General features: G+C 71.1%; 14 protein-coding genes. 10 read left to right on the top strand and 4 right to left on the bottom strand.

The window, feature by feature from the left end; translation table 11 throughout:
• Positions 1 to 148: 148 nt before the first annotated feature.
• Complete coding sequence (locus tag ACZ3I3_RS09025; protein WP_467363722.1) at positions 149 to 2983, bottom strand: penicillin acylase family protein; 2835 nt, start codon at positions 2981 to 2983, stop codon at positions 149 to 151.
• Between the two features lie 238 nt (positions 2984 to 3221).
• Between ACZ3I3_RS09025 and ACZ3I3_RS09020 the strand changes: the two genes are divergently transcribed.
• The 6 genes from ACZ3I3_RS09020 (at position 3222) to mscL (ending at position 9037) form a co-directional block, all read left to right on the top strand.
• Entirely contained in the window at positions 3222 to 4751 is a 1530-nt protein-coding gene (locus ACZ3I3_RS09020; protein WP_467363721.1) for a potassium/proton antiporter, read from the top strand.
• 275 nt (positions 4752 to 5026) lie between these two features.
• Positions 5027 to 6322 (top strand): MFS transporter, encoded by a 1296-nt coding sequence (locus ACZ3I3_RS09015; RefSeq protein WP_467363719.1) that lies wholly within the window; start codon positions 5027 to 5029, stop codon positions 6320 to 6322.
• A gap of 67 nt (positions 6323 to 6389) precedes the next feature.
• On the top strand, positions 6390 to 6740 hold the full coding sequence (locus tag ACZ3I3_RS09010; RefSeq protein WP_467363718.1) for an FmdB family zinc ribbon protein: 351 nt from the start codon (positions 6390 to 6392) through the stop codon (positions 6738 to 6740).
• Positions 6741 to 6841: 101 nt separating this feature from the next.
• On the top strand, positions 6842 to 7702 hold the full coding sequence (locus ACZ3I3_RS09005; RefSeq protein WP_467363717.1) for an S-methyl-5'-thioadenosine phosphorylase: 861 nt from the start codon (positions 6842 to 6844) through the stop codon (positions 7700 to 7702).
• 168 nt (positions 7703 to 7870) lie between these two features.
• A complete protein-coding gene (locus ACZ3I3_RS09000) occupies positions 7871 to 8458 on the top strand; it encodes a hypothetical protein (protein ID WP_467363716.1) in 588 nt (195 codons plus the stop codon).
• 120 nt (positions 8459 to 8578) lie between these two features.
• Entirely contained in the window at positions 8579 to 9037 is a 459-nt protein-coding gene (mscL, locus tag ACZ3I3_RS08995; protein WP_467363715.1) for a large conductance mechanosensitive channel protein MscL, read from the top strand.
• Positions 9038 to 9074: 37 nt separating this feature from the next.
• Here the strand turns inward: mscL and ACZ3I3_RS08990 are convergent, their stop codons facing one another.
• Positions 9075 to 9254, bottom strand: a complete 180-nt coding sequence (locus ACZ3I3_RS08990) for a hypothetical protein (RefSeq protein WP_010035397.1) — start codon at positions 9252 to 9254, stop codon at positions 9075 to 9077.
• A 68-nt stretch (positions 9255 to 9322) separates the two neighbouring features.
• Between ACZ3I3_RS08990 and ACZ3I3_RS08985 the strand changes: the two genes are divergently transcribed.
• The 4 genes from ACZ3I3_RS08985 (at position 9323) to ACZ3I3_RS08970 (ending at position 14003) form a co-directional block, all read left to right on the top strand.
• On the top strand, positions 9323 to 10582 hold the full coding sequence (locus ACZ3I3_RS08985) for a low temperature requirement protein A (RefSeq protein ID WP_467363713.1): 1260 nt from the start codon (positions 9323 to 9325) through the stop codon (positions 10580 to 10582).
• 70 nt (positions 10583 to 10652) lie between these two features.
• Complete coding sequence (locus ACZ3I3_RS08980; protein ID WP_467363712.1) at positions 10653 to 11693, top strand: P1 family peptidase; 1041 nt, start codon at positions 10653 to 10655, stop codon at positions 11691 to 11693.
• Positions 11694 to 11859: 166 nt separating this feature from the next.
• Positions 11860 to 13077 (top strand): L,D-transpeptidase, encoded by a 1218-nt coding sequence (locus tag ACZ3I3_RS08975; RefSeq protein ID WP_467363710.1) that lies wholly within the window; start codon positions 11860 to 11862, stop codon positions 13075 to 13077.
• A 179-nt stretch (positions 13078 to 13256) separates the two neighbouring features.
• On the top strand, positions 13257 to 14003 hold the full coding sequence (locus ACZ3I3_RS08970) for a DUF6227 family protein (RefSeq protein ID WP_467363709.1): 747 nt from the start codon (positions 13257 to 13259) through the stop codon (positions 14001 to 14003).
• Here the strand turns inward: ACZ3I3_RS08970 and ACZ3I3_RS08965 are convergent.
• Complete coding sequence (locus tag ACZ3I3_RS08965) at positions 14000 to 14155, bottom strand: hypothetical protein (protein ID WP_467363708.1); 156 nt, start codon at positions 14153 to 14155, stop codon at positions 14000 to 14002. The genes ACZ3I3_RS08970 and ACZ3I3_RS08965 overlap by 4 nt on opposite strands.
• Positions 14156 to 14284: 129 nt before the next feature.
• On the bottom strand, positions 14285 to 16336 hold the full coding sequence (locus ACZ3I3_RS08960) for a PTS fructose transporter subunit IIABC (protein ID WP_467363707.1): 2052 nt from the start codon (positions 16334 to 16336) through the stop codon (positions 14285 to 14287).
• Positions 16337 to 16375 lie beyond the last annotated feature (39 nt).

The following is a 16375-nucleotide window of genomic DNA, read 5'->3' as shown; positions in this document are numbered from 1 at the left end:
GCCCCCGGCCCGGGGGCCCCGCCCGCCGGGCGGGTGCCGGGGGGGGGGCCCCCGGGGGGGGGGGGGGGGTGGGGGCGGGGGCGCTGACTTGCACGCGCCCCCCCCCGCGGGGGGGGCGGCCCGCCTTTCGGTTTCCGGTGTCAGCGGCTCACGGCTTGAGCACCAGCTTGTCGGCCGTGCCGTCCTCGACCGCCTTGTCCGAGAAGGACCACGGGAGCAGTTCGCCGTCGGCCCACTTGTCCGTCTGGTCGACGTAGTGGGCGCTGTAGGCGTGCCCGGAGGCGCCGCTGAGGTTGATCCAGCGGGACTTGTCGAGGTCGCCGAGGTTCACGACCATCCGCATGGACGGCACCCACACCACGCCGTAGCCGCCGGCCGCGTTCCAGCCGGTCGCATTGACGGTGGCCTCGCCGCCGCTGAGCTCCCACGGGCCGCGGTTGAGGGCGTACTGGACGAATCCGGGGCCCTCGGTGCCCAGGGTCTGGTTCTTCAGGAACAGGCGGTGCAGCCGGCCCCAGGTCCAGGTGTCGATGTCCTTGCCGAGCTTGGCGGTCAGCTCCCAGCGGGCGTCGATCATCGCGCGCCGGAACAGCTGGTCGCGGTTGACGGCGGCGGGGCGGGTGCCCGCCTTGGACGTCTTCCACCAGGCGCTCTTCGGCTGGTCCATCAGCTTGCGGACCACCTCGAACCAGCGGTCACCGCCGTCGGGCTGCGCCTGGTCCGGGTCGCGCTCGCCGCACTCGCGCACGTCCTCCGCCTCGTCGGCGGGCCCGGTGGTGTTGACCGGCTTCACCCACAGGCACTGGCCCTTGACCCGCAGCTCCTTGGGCAGCTTGTTGCCGAAGGCGAGCTTGAGGATGTTGCGCCAGACCGCGTTGAAGTAGGCGGCCGCCGCCGAGTCGGTGTCCTGGGTGTAGTCCCAGCCCTCCAGCAGCTTCTGCGCCTCGCGGACGTCCTTGTTCTTGGTGTCGATCTTGAGCAGCGTGGGCACCAGCAGCCGGGCGATCTCGCTGCTGTTGTCCAGCTGCATCTGGCGCATGTCGTCCGTGGAGATCTTGCCGCCGTCCTTGATCTTCGACTGGATCAGGTCGGTGATCCGCTGGCTGCGCGTGCCGTAGCCCCAGTCCTCGGTGAGCGTGTAGGGGTACTTGTCCGGGTCGACCACGGCCTGGTTCGCGGTGACGATGTAGCCGCGCTCCGGGTTGTACTCGTACGGCAGCTCGTCCTGCTCGATGTAACCGGTCCAGCGGTACTTGGGGTCCCAGCCGGGCGCCGGGACGGAGCCGTCGTCGTCCTGGGAGCGCTTGGGGATCCTGCCCGGCAGGGTGTAGCCGATGTGGTCCTCGGTGTCCGCGTAGATCAGGTTCTGCGAGGGCACGTCGAACAGGGCGGCGGCCTTGCGGAAGTCGGTCCAGTTCTTCGCCCGGTCCATGGCGAAGACGGCGTCCATGCTGGTGCCCGGCTGAAGCGCGGTCCAGCGCAGGGCGACGCCGTAGCCGTCGCCTCTGTCGGGTGCGGCGGTGTCGACGGTGGCCTTCTTGCCGACCTTCACGAGCTCCTTGGCCCGGTCGGACAGCAGGGGCCCGTTGTTGGTCTCGCGGACGACGATCTTCCTGGGCGAGCCGCCGGCGACCTTGATGGTCTCCTCGCGCGTCTCGAAGGGCTTGACCTCGCCGTCGTACAGGTAGCCGTCGCCGGTGATCTTCTCCAGGTAGAGGTCCGTGACGTCGACGCCCGAGTTGGTCATACCCCAGGCGATGTCCTGGTTGTGGCCGATTATCACGCCCGGCATGCCGGCGAAGGTGTAGCCGCTGACGTCGTACTGGCACGCGCTGGAGACGCTGCGGCAGTGCAGGCCCATCTGGTACCAGACGGACGGCAGCGAGGGCGACAGGTGCGGGTCGTTGGCCAGCAGCGGCTTGCCGGTGATCGTGTGCTTCCCGCTGACGACCCAGGAGTTGGAGCCGATGCCGTCGCCGTTCACGCCGACGGCCGGCGGGAGGTCGCTCAGGGCGTCGCTGAGGCCGGTGAGCTGGCTGTCCAGGCCCGAGGTGCCGGAGGCGGTACCGGAGGCCGTCCCGGAGGTGCCGGAAGCCGTGCCGGAGGCCGTGCCCGCCGTACCCGCGGCGGTGCCGCCGGTTCCGCCCGTGCCCGTGCCGGTGCCGGCACCCGTGCCGCCGGTGCCGCTCGTGCCGCCCTGTTCGAACGCGCCCGTCAGCTCGTCGTACTGGCCGTCCTGGACGATCGCCTTGTTCCGGCTGTACGGGTACTGCGGGTACAGCTCGGCGATCTGCTTCGGGTCGAGGCGGCTGGTCAGCAGGGCGCGGTCGATCTCGTCCTGCATGTTGCTGCGCAGGTCCCAGGCCATGGCCTTCAGCCAGGAGACCGAGTCGACCGGGGTCCACTTCTGTGGCTTGTAGTCGTTGGTGAAGCCGAGCGCCGCGTACTCCAGGGAGATGTCCTCGCCGTTCTTGCCCTGGAGGTAGGCGTTGACCCCCTCGGCGTAGGCCTGGAGGTACTTCTTGGTGGCGGCCGACAGCTTGGTGTCGTACTCCTCCTTGGCGACCCGCTCCCAGCCGAGCGTGCGCAGGAACTCGTCGTTGTCGACCTGGCTCTTGCCGAACATCTCCGACAGCCGGCCGGAGGCCATGTGGCGGCGTACGTCCATCTCGTAGAACCGGTCCTGCGCCTGGACGAAGCCCTGCGCCATGAACAGGTCCGCGTCGGAGGAGGCGTAGATCTGCGGGATGCCGTAGCCGTCCCGCTTGACCTCGACGGGTCCCGAGAGGCCCTTGAGCGTGAGGGAGCCCTTGGTCTGCGGGAAGGAGGCCCGGACGGTGCTGATGGACCAGTACGCCCCGAAGGCGAGGCCTCCGATCAGTGCCAGCACCAGGACGAGCACGGTCAGACGTGCTTTGCGCCCCTTTCTCCTGCCGGACTTGCCGGGCTGCTGACCCGTGGAGGCGGTGGTGTTCGGGGGCATCGCTGTCCTTGCTGTCCTAAGTCGAGCGGCAGGTTCGGCTGTGCTTTTAACTGAGCGCTGGAGCAACGATAGGCGCAGGGCCTTGCGCCCCTTGACGCGGAGTCGGGAACCAGCCCGGACGAGCGTTCGATCTCACCCCCGGAAGTGTCAAGAAATCGTCAAGAGTTAGGTAAGGTAACGAAGTAGTTGGCGCGATGCGCCACAGCGTCATGTGCGATGTACGTGAGCCCACGCGCGCGTGCGGGTGGGCCAGGGAAGGATTCGGCCGCTGACTGTTCACCACCTCAACCAGCTCCTGCTCGTCTGCTCGCTCGTCCTGCTCGTCGCCGTCGCAGCGGTACGGATCTCCTCGCGCAGCGGGCTCCCCAGCCTGCTCGTGTATCTGGGGATAGGCGTCGCCATGGGCCAGGACGGCATCGGCGACATCCACTTCGACAACGCCGAACTGACCCAGGTCATCGGGTACGCGGCCCTGGTCGTGATCCTGGCCGAGGGCGGTCTGGGCACGAAGTGGAAGGAGATCAAGCCGGCCCTGCCGGCCGCCACGGTACTGGCCCTGGTCGGTGTCGCGGTGAGTGTCGGGGTGACGGCGTCGGCCGCGCACTACCTGATCGGGCTGGAGTGGCGGCAGGCGCTCATCATCGGGGCGGTCGTCTCCTCGACCGACGCGGCGGCCGTGTTCTCCGTGCTGCGGAAAATCCCCCTCCCCGCGCGCGTGACGGGCACCTTGGAGGCGGAGTCCGGCTTCAACGACGCCCCGGTGGTCATCCTCGTGGTCTCGCTGTCCACGGCGGGGCCGGTCGAGCACTGGTACGTGCTGCTGGGCGTGATCCTGCTGGAGCTGGCCATCGGCGCGGCCATCGGCATCGCGGTCGGCTGGCTCGGCTCCTGGGGGCTGCGGCACGTGGCGCTGCCCGCCTCCGGCCTCTACCCGATCGCCGTCATGGCCATCGCCGTGGTGGCGTACGCGGCGGGCGCGCTGGCCCACGGCAGCGGCTTCCTCGCGGTGTACCTCGCCGCGATGGTCATGGGCAACGCGCGACTGCCGCACTGGCCGGCCACGCGCGGCTTCGCCGACGGGCTGGGCTGGATGGCCCAGATCGGCATGTTCGTCCTGCTCGGACTACTGGTCACCCCGCACGAGCTGGGCGACGACATCGTCCCCGCGCTCGCCATCGGGCTGGTGCTGACCATGGTGGCGCGCCCGCTGAGCGTGCTGGTCTCCCTGCAGCCCTTCCGGGTCCCCTGGCAGGAACAGGCCCTCATGTCCTGGGCCGGGCTGCGCGGCGCGGTGCCCATCATCCTGGCGACCATCCCCATGGTCGAGGGCGTCGAGGCGAGCCGCCGGATCTTCAACATGGTCTTCATCCTGGTCGTCGTCTACACCCTGGTGCAGGGTCCGACGCTGCCGTGGCTGGCCCGCAAGCTGCGTCTGGGCGACGGGTCGGAGGCCGCCGACCTCGGCATCGAGTCGGCCCCGCTGGAGCGGCTGCGCGGGCATCTGCTGTCCGTGGCGATCCCCGAGGGGTCGAAGATGCACGGCGTGGAGGTCGCCGAGCTGCGGCTGCCGCCCGGTGCCGCCGTGACGCTCGTCGTGCGCGAGTCGCAATCGTTCGTTCCGCTCCCTACGACGGTGCTGCAACGCGGGGACGAGTTGCTCGTCGTGGCCACGGATCCCGTCCGGGACGCCACGGAGCGCCGGCTGCGCGCGGTGGGCCACGGCGGCAAGCTGGCCGGGTGGCTCGGGACGGACGGGGCGAGTCGGTAGGGACGGTTTTGCGCCGTTCATGCTCCTGCTTTCACAGGCGGATGCGCCCGCAGTGCTCTTTTTCACAGGCAGGCCACCCCAGGCGCCTGTACGATGAAGGCATCACCCCAAGATCGAACCAACTCTGCCTGACGCAGAGCTGGCGCGACCGTATGGCGGTCGGGTCACCCCTCCTCACCGGGCCCCGGCATCTACCGCAGTTCCGCGCAAGAGGACAGCTCTCGGCGCCGCCCGCTCACGGGCCCGCGCTACCAGGCGGCAGAAAGGCACGGGCCGTGGCGTCCACGGTCACCTCGAAGAAGTCGAAGAACTCGACGGCTTCCGCCCGCCCGGGATACGGCCGGCTGCTGCGCACCCGCGGCGCCTGGACCTTCCTGCTCCCCGGCTTCGCGGCGCGCCAGCCGTTCGCGATGCTGACCCTCTCCATCGTGCTGCTGGTGCAGCACACCACCGGCTCGTACGGAGCGGCGGGCGCCGCCGCGGCCGTCACCGGTGTCTCCATGGCCCTGTTCGCGCCCTACAGCGGCCGCCTCGCCGACCGCTACGGGCAGCGTGCCGTACTGGTCCCCGGCGTGCTGCTGCACACCCTGTCCGGGCTGACGCTGACGGCGCTGGCGCTCATGGACGCCCCCTTGTGGGCGCTGTTCGTGGCGGCCGTCCCGACCGGTGCCTCGGTGCCGCAGGTCGGGCCCATGGTGCGGGCCCGCTGGGGCGTGAAGCTCAAGGACTCGCCGCTGATGACCACCGCGGCGGCCTTCGAGTCCGTCACGGACGAACTGACCTTCGTCGTCGGACCGCTGCTGGCCACCGCCCTGTGCACGGCCGTCGACCCGGCCGCCGGGCTGGTCACGGAGGCCTCGCTGACCCTGATCGGCGGTCTGCTGTTCGCCGCGCAGAAGAGCACCCAGCCCTCGGTCGGAGGCGGCAGCGGCCACGCGCGCGTGGAGCACGTTTCCGCGCTGCGGATCCCCGGGGTGCGCGTGCTGATCGTGACGTTCCTGGGCATCGGGTCCGTCTTCGGCGGGATGCAGGTCTCGCTGGCCGCGTTCACCGAGTCGATCGGCGAACCGGGCCTCAACGGCGTCCTCTACGGGGTCTTCGCCGCGGGCAACATGCTCTCCGGCGTGGTCTGCGGCGCGATCGCCTGGAAGGTGGCCCCGCAGCGGCGCCTCGTCGTCGGCTACACGGCGCTCGCGCTCACCGCGTCGGGCCTGTGGGCCGCCCACTCGGTGCCGGTCCTCGCCGGACTCGGCCTGCTGGTCGGCATGAGCATCGCGCCCGCCCTGATCACCGGCTACACCCTGGTCGAGAGCCTGGTCCCGGCCGGTGCCCGCACCGAGGCCTTCACCTGGCTGACGGGCGCGGTGGCACTCGGCCAGGCGGCCGCCGTCACGGTGGCCGGACAACTGGAGGACCGCTTCTGGGACGGTGCCGGTTTCCTGGTGCCGATGGGCGGTACCGTGCTCGCCCTGACGACTCTCCTGGCCCTGCGTTCCCGCCTCGCGGGACGCGCCCAGGGCCGCACCGTCGCGCGTGGCGTGGGTCACCGCGTGCCGGTGGCAGTGGACTGAACGGCCGGAATACGTCAAGATGGATCGTCGTTAGCACTCATCGAGTGAGAGTGCCAGGAGGAAGACAGTGCCCACCTACCAGTACCAGTGCACCGAGTGCGGCGAGGGCCTCGAGGCGGTGCAGAAGTTCACCGACGACGCCCTCACCGAGTGCCCCAGCTGCAAGGGCCGCCTGAAGAAGGTGTTCTCGGCGGTCGGCATTGTCTTCAAGGGCTCCGGCTTCTACCGGAACGACAGCCGCGGCTCCTCGTCGAGCAGCGCCCCGGCGTCGAAGTCGTCGAGCTCCTCGTCGTCGTCCTCGGACTCCGGTTCCGGTTCCGGTTCCAGCTCCGGCTCCGGTTCCAGCTCCGGCTCCGGCTCCGGCTCGAGCTCGTCGTCGAGCACCGGCAGCTCCACCAGCAGCAGCACCGCCGCGTAAGGCCTGCTTCTCGAGGCTTCTCGAGGCCTGTTTCTTACGGGACCCTGTCGCCTTTCGGCGACGGGGTCCTCGGCGTTTCCGCCTGCGGTTAGGGTGCGGGCATGGCGAACAAGGCGAACGTGGCGAACAAGGGGGACGCCGGGATCGGCGTCATCGGCGGCTCCGGGTTCTACTCCTTCCTCGACGACGTGACCGAGGTCCAGGTCGACACCCCGTACGGGCCGCCCAGCGACTCCCTCTTCCTCGGCGAGATCGCCGGCCGGCGCGTCGCCTTCCTGCCCCGGCACGGGCGGGGTCACCACCTTCCGCCGCACCGGATCAGCTACCGGGCCAACCTGTGGGCGCTGCGGTCGGTCGGCGTGCGCCAGGTGCTCGCCCCCTGCGCGGTGGGCGGCCTGCGTCCCGAGTACGGGCCGGGCACGCTGCTGGTGCCGGACCAGCTGGTCGACCGGACCAAGTCCCGCGCGAACACGTACTTCGACGGGCTGCCGCTGCCCGACGGGACGGTGCCGAACGTGGTGCACGCGTCGCTGGCCGACCCCTACTGCCCCGCCGGGCGGGCCGTCGCGCTGAAGGCGGCGCGCGGCCGTGACTGGGAGCCGGTGGACGGGGGCACGCTGGTCGTCATCGAGGGGCCGCGCTTCTCGACCCGTGCCGAATCGTTGTGGCACCAGGCACAGGGCTGGTCGGTGGTGGGCATGACCGGCCATCCCGAGGCGGCGCTCGCCCGTGAGCTGGAGCTCTGCTACACGTCCCTGACCCTGGTCACCGACCTCGACGCCGGCGCCGAGACCGGGGAGGGCGTCTCGCACGACGAGGTGCTGAGGGTGTTCGCGGCGAACGTGGACCGGCTGCGGGGCGTGCTGTTCGACGCCGTGGCGGGGCTGCCGGAGGAGGACGAGCGGGGCTGCCTGTGCGTGAACGCCCTGGGCGGGATGGATCCGGGGTTCGCGTTGCCGTAGGTGGCGGACTGTGGGGTTGGAGTTCGGACTGTGGGGCGCGGAAGTTGCCGTTCGGGTGAGGGAGTTGTCCACAGGGCGGCGGTAGGTCCACAGGCCTGAGCGGGCTGGGCCGCGAAGCCTCATCGTGGGGAGCGCCAGCCGGTCGCTCCTCACAGGTGGTGGTTCCCCATGTCCCTCGCTCCGTCTTCCTCGTTCCCGACCCTGCCTTCTTGGTCTGCTGCCGCATGCCCGCCCGGCCCCGAGGTGCCGGCGACCCGTGAGGTGCCGCGGTTCGACCCCGTACGGGTACGCGGCGGCGGGGCCGGCCGGCTCGTGCGCAACCGGCGGCGGGCCCTGGCCGTGGGGCTCGCGGTCACCGCGACCGCGCTGGTGGCGGCGGGACCGCGGAGTACCGACGGAGCCCGTGGGCATCCCCGGTCCCAGCCTCCCGCGCACGCGGCCGCGGCGTCCGGGGAGCAGCCCGTGCGCACGCGTCGCGCCGTGGGGGCGGTGACGGCCCCGGTCCGGATCGCCGACGCGGCCACCGTGCGGCTGCTGCGGCCCGGCGACCGGGTCGACGTCATCGCCGCCGAGGAGACGGTCTCGGGCGGCGATGCCCGGGTGGTCGCGCGCGGGGCCCGGGTGACGAAGGTGCCGGAGCCACTGGAGGGCGCGAGCGGCACAGGGGCGCTGGTCGTGCTGTCGGTGCCGCGGGCCACGGCGGCCCGGCTGGCCGGGGCGAGCACCACCGCCCGGTTGGCGGTGACCCTGTGGTGACGTCCGTGGTCTCGTCAAGTCGCTCGTTCGACGGACCCAGGTGCTCCGTTCGGAGCACCGTTGACGTAGGTTGCGGAGCGTTTTGTTCCGCAAGCTGCTCGTGCGAGGAGAGACCCCGAGGTGAGCGAGAAGAAGGATCCGAGCGTCTGGGAGGGCTTCAAGGCCTTCCTGATGCGCGGGAACGTGGTCGACCTGGCCGTGGCGGTGGTGATCGGCGCCGCCTTCACCAACATCGTCAACGCCGTGGTGAAGGGGATCATCAACCCCGTCGTCGGGGCCATCGGGACCAAGAACCTCGACCACTACAGCTCGTGTCTGAGCTCGACGTGCGAGGGCGAAGAGGGCATCCGGATCCTGTGGGGTTCCGTCCTCGGCGCCGCGCTGAGCTTCGTGATCACCGCGGCGGTCGTCTACTTCCTGATGGTCCTGCCGATGGCGAAGTACCTGGCCCGGCTGGAGGCCCGCCGCAAGGCGAAGGAGGGCGCGCAGGAGGTCATCGAGGTGACCGAGCTGGAGGTGCTGAAGGAGATCCGGGACGCGCTGGTCGCACAGCGCGGCTCCGGGCACGACCGGCAGTAACGCCGGCGGTAGCGCTACGGACGGCCGCCCGGGCGGCTCAGAGGTGGTGGGGCGGCTTCTCGTCGAGGAAGCGCTTGAGGTCGGCCGCGCCGCCACCGGCGTCGGAGCGCTCGCCCCAGCCTCGGTCGGTGTCGTCGGAGGACTGCTGGTCGAGCGGGTCGTCGAAGACCAGCGCGGGCTTCGGCGCGCGCGGCTCGGGATCGGGGGCGGTGCTCATGCGTCCAGGGTACGGTCGCGGAGAAAGTCGCGGTGAAATTCCCCGCTCCTTCTGTTGTGCTGGGAACCATGACGTCCAGCTCCGCTCCCCCGCCCGTCCCCTCCCCTGCGCCCGGCCCCTCCGGCATGCCCGGCGACCGGGGGCCGCTGCGCAGGCTCACGGCCCGTGGCCGGGACGAGGCGCACCGGTCCGCCTCGCCACTGGAGCTCTTCTTCGATCTGTGCTTCGTCGTGGCGGTGGCCCAGGCGGGCATCGAGCTGGTGCACGCCGTCGCCGAGGGGCATGCGGGCGAGGGGATCCTCGACTACGCGATGGTGTTCTTCGCCCTGTGGTGGGCGTGGATGAACTTCACGTGGTTCGCCTCGGCGTACGACAACGACGACGTGCTCTACCGGGTCGTCACGCTGGTGCAGATCGCCGGTGTGCTGGTCCTCGCGGCGGGTGTCTCCCGGGCGTTCGGGGAGCACGAGTTCTTCGTGGTCTGGCTGGGCTACCTGATCATGCGGCTCGCCCTGGCGGCACAGTGGCTGCGGGCGGCCCGCGCCGGCGAGGGCCCGGAGCGGACGACTGCCCTGCGCTACGCCGGTGGCGTGCTGGCGTGCCAGGTCGGCTGGCTGGGGCTGCTGTTCCTGCCCGAGGGGGCCCGGCCCTGGTGGTTCCTGGTGATGGCGCTGCTGGAGATGTGCGTGCCGCCGTGGGCGGAGAAGGACCGTCCCACGTCCTGGCATCCGCGCCATATCGCGGAGCGGTACGGGCTGTTCACCATCATCGTGCTCGGCGAGACGATCGCCGCGGCCACGGTCGCCGTGAAGTCGGGCGTCGACGAGAACGACGCCCTGGGCGAGCTCCTCCCCATCGCGGCGGGCGGGCTGCTGATCATCTTCGCCGCGTGGTGGGTCTACTTCGTCGTGCCCATCCACAGCCATCTGCGGTCCAACCGGCAGGCGTTCCTGTGGGGCTACGGCCACTATCTGGTCTTCGCCTCGGCGGCCGCGATCGGGGCCGGACTGGAGGTGGCGGTGGAACAGACGGTCGGCAAGGCGCACATCTCCACGCTGGCGGCGTCGGCCGCCGTGACCCTGCCGACGGCCCTGTACCTGCTGACCTTGTGGGCCCTGCACTCGCGCCACTTCAAGTCGGGCATCGCCCAGCAGCTGGTGCTGCCGACGACGGCACTGCTGGTGATCTGCTGCACGTTCCTCGGCGACTGGGCGGTGCTCGCGGCGGGCCTGGTCTGCGCGCTGTCGGTAGTGGCGGGAGAGACCCTGGCCCTGCGCAGGGCGGCCCGGGCCGCACGAGCCGACGGACAGACGACGCCGACCGGGTGACCGGGGGCCGACAAGGACCGACCGCCTGGGTACGCCCGCATGGGCCGGCATCTGGACAAGACTGGGCCGCATGACAGTTGACGCTCTGGTGGACGCTCTGACGGATGTCTCCGGCCTGCGGGTGGGGCACGCGACCCGCGCCGGTGACGGCTGGCTCACCGGCACCACGGTGGTGCTGGCCCCGGAGGGCGGGGCGGTGGCCGCCGTGGATGTGCGGGGCGGTGGTCCCGGCACGAAGGAGACGGACGCGCTGGACCCGCGCAACGTGGTGCGGAAGGTCGAGGCGATCGTGCTGACCGGCGGCAGCGCGTACGGACTCGACGCGGCTTCGGGGGTGATGGCCTGGCTGGAGGAACGGGGGCGTGGGATCCGGGTCGGGGCGGATCCGGCGCATGTCGTGCCGGTGGTGCCCGCCGCCTGTGTCTTCGACCTGGGGCGCGGCGGCGACTTCCGGGCCCGGCCGGACGCGGCCACCGGACGGGCGGCGGTCGAGGCGGCCGCCGCGAGCGAGCCCGGCGCACCGGTGCCCGAGGGATGCGTGGGCGCCGGCACGGGGGCGGTGGTCGGGGTCGTGAAGGGCGGGGTCGGCGGCGCGAGCACCGTGCTCGGCTCGGGGATCACGGTGGCCGCGCTGGTGGTGGCCAACGCGGCGGGATCGGTGCTGGATCCGGAGACGGGGGTGCTGTACGGGGAGTTGTTCCAGGGGCGGGTGGAGTACCCGGAGGCGCGGGTGCACGAGGCCGCGCGGCGGCGCCTCACCGAGACGGCCGCGAGAAGCTCGGCTCCGCCGCTCAACACCACACTGGCGGTGGTCGCCACGGACGCGGACCTGTCGAAGGCGCAGGCTCAGAAGCTGGCCGGTACGGCACACGACGGCATCGCCCGCGCGGTGCGGCCGGTGCACCTCCTCAACGACGGGGACACGGTGTTCGCGCTGGCGACCGGGGACCGCGCCCTGGACGCCGCGAACCCGCTCGCCCTCAACGAGATCCTCGCGGCGGGCGCGGACGTCGTGACGCGGGCGATCGTGCGGGCCGTGCGCGCCGCGGAACCGGTCGACGGCCCGGGCGGGGCGTGGCCGTCCTACGGGGAGCTGTACGCGGGCCGCTGAGCGGGCGGGCACCGCACAGCGGCTCCCCAGCAGTGCCGGACATTGTCCCCGCCTTGTAACGGTGATGTCGCTCATGGCGGTCGGACGCAACCCGACCGGCCGCCCGGCCCCTCTTCTCCCACGTACTGGAGCGGACCACGCACATCACACGAACTGGGAGCAGCCCGTGACAACGCCGGACATTGCAGCGCGGCGCAAACTGGGGGCATGTGCCGCCCTGATGGTCGGCGCCCTGACGCTCACCGCCTGCGGTGGCAGCGCCAACGCCAAGGACGACGCCAAGGGTGGCGGCGACTCGGCGAAGACGTCCGTCGCGAAGATCGCCATCTCGGCGAAGGACGGTTCGACCGACGCCTCCATCAACTCGACCGGCGTGAAGGTCAGCGACGGGAAGCTGACCGACGTGAAGATGACGGTGTCGGGCAGCGGTCAGGCCGTGCCGGGCTCGATCTCCTCCGACGGCAAGGCCTGGAAGCCGAAGGAGCAGCTGGAGCGCGGCACGAAGTACCAGATATCGGCGACCGCGAAGGACACGAAGGGCCGTACGGCCGCCGCGAACTCCATCTTCACGACGGTCACCTCGGCGAACAGCTTCATCGGGACGTACACGCCGGACAACGGCACCACGGTCGGTGCGGGCATGCCGGTGTCGTTCAACTTCGACAAGGCGATCACGAACCGCAAGGACGTGCAGTCGCACATCACGGTCACGTCCAGCAGCGGGCAGAAGGTCGTCGGGCACTGGTTCGGCGCGCAGCGGCTCGACTTCCGGCCCGAGGAGTACTGGAAGGCCGGCTCCAAGGTCACGATGAAGATCGACCTGGACGGCGTCGAGGGCACGAACGGCGTCTACGGTGTGCAGAAGAAGACGGTCACCTTCACCGTCGGGCGCTCGCAGGTCTCCACGGTCGACGTCAACACGCAGACCATGACGGTCGTGCGGGACGGCAAGACCATCAAGACGGTCCCGATCTCGGCGGGCAGCCCGGAGCACACCACGTACAACGGGCAGATGGTGATCTCCGAGAAGTTCGTGCAGACCCGCATGAACAGCCGGACGGTCGGGCTCGGTGGGGAGTACGACATCCCGGACGTGCCGCACGCGATGCGCCTGACGACGTCCGGCACGTTCATCCACGGCAACTACTGGTACAACAAGGGCAATCCGCCCTTCGGCCGCCAGGGCACCAGCCACGGCTGCGTCGGCCTGGCGGACGTCCAGGGCGCCGGGGGCAACACGCCCGCCAAGTGGTTCTACGACAACTCGCTCATCGGCGACGTGGTGATCGTCAAGAACTCGCCCGACAAGACGGTGTCACCGGACAACGGGCTCAACGGCTGGAACATGGACTGGAGCCAGTGGGTCGCCGGCAGCGCCTCTTGAGCGGCTGAACGATCGTACGAACTGGGCTTTTTGACGGACCGACCGGGCCGCGCGGGAACTTTTCGCGCGGCCCGGGCGTTTTCCTGGACGTACGTTTTCTCGGTTCCCGGACATGATGTCCGACCGAGGGGCTACGGTATGCACCCACAAGGTGACATGCAGCAACGCCGGGAGAAACCTTGAGCGTTCCGTACGAGACGGCAGCGTACGAACCCCACGACTCGCCCGAGTCTCCGGAGGAGCACCTCGCGCGACTCCTCGGCCGCGCCCTGAACTCCTTCGAGCTGCCTGACGAGACGATAAGGCGGCTGGACTGCGCGCTGGCGCACGACGGTTCGCTGCACTCCGCGCACCACAGCGCGGGACTGCACCGGGAGACGTACCGGCACACCTGGCTGCTCGCCGACGGCTGTGCGCTCACGCTCTGGGAGCTCGTCCACAACACGGCGCCGGGCAGCGAGCCGCAGCACGAGGTGTACGTCGACGAGGAGGAGCTGCGCGCCGCCACCACGCGTCTGCCGCTGCCGCCGGACACACCCGACTTCGAGCTGCCGGTGGCGGTACAGCTGTCCCCGGTCCCCGCGCCGCGGCACGCCTACGCCGGGGACAACTCGGCGGACCACGCGCGGCGTTTACTGCGCCGCGCGGAGAACGCGGACCGGCCGGGCGCGGACACGGCCGCCCTGCTGGCCACGGCGTCCGGCCACCAGATCACCCAGGCCTTCGGCCGCCCGTGCCGCGCGGGCCGGGCCGGGCTGGGTTACTCGCTCTACGAGCACGCGTTTCTGCTGCGCGACGGCGCAGAGCTCTCCCTCTGGGAGGTGGAGCACACGGCGACGCCGGACGGGCGGCACATGTGCGAGGTGTACGCCAGCGAGGACGCGGCACGCGAGGCGATGGAGCGGCGGGCGGCGCAGCTGTCCTAGTCGTTGTCGCCGAGGTGGCGTACCAGCTCGGCGAAGGCGTCTCTCTCCTCGGGGGTCAGTTCCACGGAGTCCGACCGGTGGCCCGTCTGCCGCTGTTGCGGGAGGGCGGGGAGAGGGTGGCCTTCGGGCCATCGGGAGGCGTGCTCGGGCATGCGCCCCAGTAGACACCACGGCCCGGGACTTCGGTCCCGGGCCGTGATTTTCGTGATCTATCTCGCAGGTGCCGTGAACGGTTCACACACCCCGAAAGGGGCGAACCCAGGGCCCTCAGGCGTGGGGCGTCACGCCGCCACCGGCTGCTTCGCCTCCGCCGACTGGGCCGCGGCCTCGCCGGAGCCCGGTGCGGTACCCGCCGGCTTGCGCATGCCCTTGAGGACGACCACCAGGGCCGTGGTGACGCAGACGCCCACGGCGATGGCGACCAGGTAGAGCAGCGGGTTGCCGATCAGCGGGACCACGAAGATGCCGCCGTGCGGGGCGCGCAGCGTGGCGCCGAAGGCCATCGACAGGGCGCCGGTGATCGCGCCGCCCGCCATCGAGGCCGGGATGACGCGCAGCGGGTCGGCCGCGGCGAAGGGGATCGCGCCCTCGGAGATGAAGGAGGCGCCGAGCACCCAGGCGGCCTTGCCGTTCTCGCGCTCGGTGTGCGTGAAGAGCTTGGCGCGCACGGTGGTGGCGAGGGCCATCGCCAGCGGAGGCACCATGCCGGCCGCCATGACCGCCGCCATGATCTTCATCGCGGAGTCGCTGGGGCTGGACACCGCGATACCGGCCGTGGCGAAGGTGTAGGCGACCTTGTTGACGGGGCCGCCGAGGTCGAAGCACATCATCAGGCCGAGGAGGGCGCCGAGCAGGATGGCGTTGCTGCCGGACAGGCCGTTCAGCCAGTCGGTCATGCCCTTCTGTGCCTCGGCGATGGGCTTGCCGATGACCACGAACATCAGGAACCCGACGATCGCCGAGGAGATCAGCGGGATCACCACCACCGGCATGATGCCGCGCAGCGCCGTCGGGATGTTCACCTTCTGGATCGCGATGACCACGCCACCGGCGATGAGACCGGCCGCGAGACCGCCGAGGAAGCCGGCGTTGATGGTCAGGGCGATCGAGCCGCCGACGAAGCCGGGGACGAGACCGGGCCGGTCGGCCATGCCGTAGGCGATGTAGCCGGCCAGGACCGGGACGAGGAAGCCGAAGGCGACGCCGCCGATCTGGAAGAGCAGGGCCGCCCAGCTGTCGGCCTGCGCCCACATGAAGTGGTCCATCACCGACGGGGCCTTGTCGACCTTGTACCCGCCGATCGCGAAGCCGAGGGCGATCAGCAGACCGCCCGCCGCGACGAACGGCACCATGTAACTGACGCCGGACATCAGCCACTTGCGCAGCTTGGTGCCGTAGCCCTCGCCTGCGTCGCCGGAGCGCTCCACCGGAGTGGCCGGGGCGGACCCGGAGGTGACCTCGCCGCGGGCGGCCTTCTCGCGGACCTCGGCGATGAGTTCCGCTGGGCGGTTGATGCCCGCCTTCACACCGACGTCGACGGTCGGCTTGCCGGCGAAGCGTTCCTTCTCCCGTACGGGCACGTCGTGGGCGAAGATCACGGCGTCCGCCGCGGCGATGACCGACGGGTCGACCCGGGTGAAGCCGGCCGAGCCCTGGGGCTCGACGGTGACCTCGACGCCAGCCTCACGGCCGGCGTTCTCCAGCGACTCTGCCGCCATGTAGGTGTGGGCGATGCCGGTGGGGCAGGAGGTGACGGCGACGATGCGGAACGGGCGCTCCTCGCCCGCAGTCGTGTCGTCGCTGCCGTCGTCGGTGACCGTGGCGGCGGCGGGAGAGGCCGCTCCCGCCGACGCCACGGTGTCTTCGGAGGCGGCCTCGGCGGGCTCGCCGGGCTCGTCGCCGCGGATCAGCGCGGCGGCGGCCGTCGCGTCGCCCACCGCGCGCAGGGCGTCGGTGAACTCCGTGTTCATCAGCTGCCGGGCCAGCGACGACAGGATCGTCAGATGGGCGTCGTCGGCGCCGGCCGGCGCGGCGATCAGGAAGATCAGGTCGGCGGGGCCGTCGGCCGCGCCGAAGTCGATGCCGTCGGAGCTGCGCCCGAAGGCGAGCGTCGGCTCGGTGACGTGCTCGCTGCGGCAGTGCGGGATGCCGATGCCGCCGTCGAGGCCGGTCGGCATCTGCGCCTCGCGGGCGGCCACGTCGGCGAGGAAGCCGTCCAGGTCGGTCACCCGGCCCAGGGCCACCATGCGCTCGGCGAGGGCACGCGCCGCCGCTTCCTTGGTGTCGGCGGACAGGTCGAGATCGACCAGGTCCGCGGTGATCATGTCGCTCATCGCGGGCTCCTTAGCACGCGTATCGCCCGGTCAGTCGGA

The organism is Streptomyces sp. NPDC016851, from assembly GCF_055562795.1.
The sequence above is the reverse complement of the archived record's forward strand: the minus strand, read 5'-3'. Positions and strand labels throughout refer to the sequence as shown.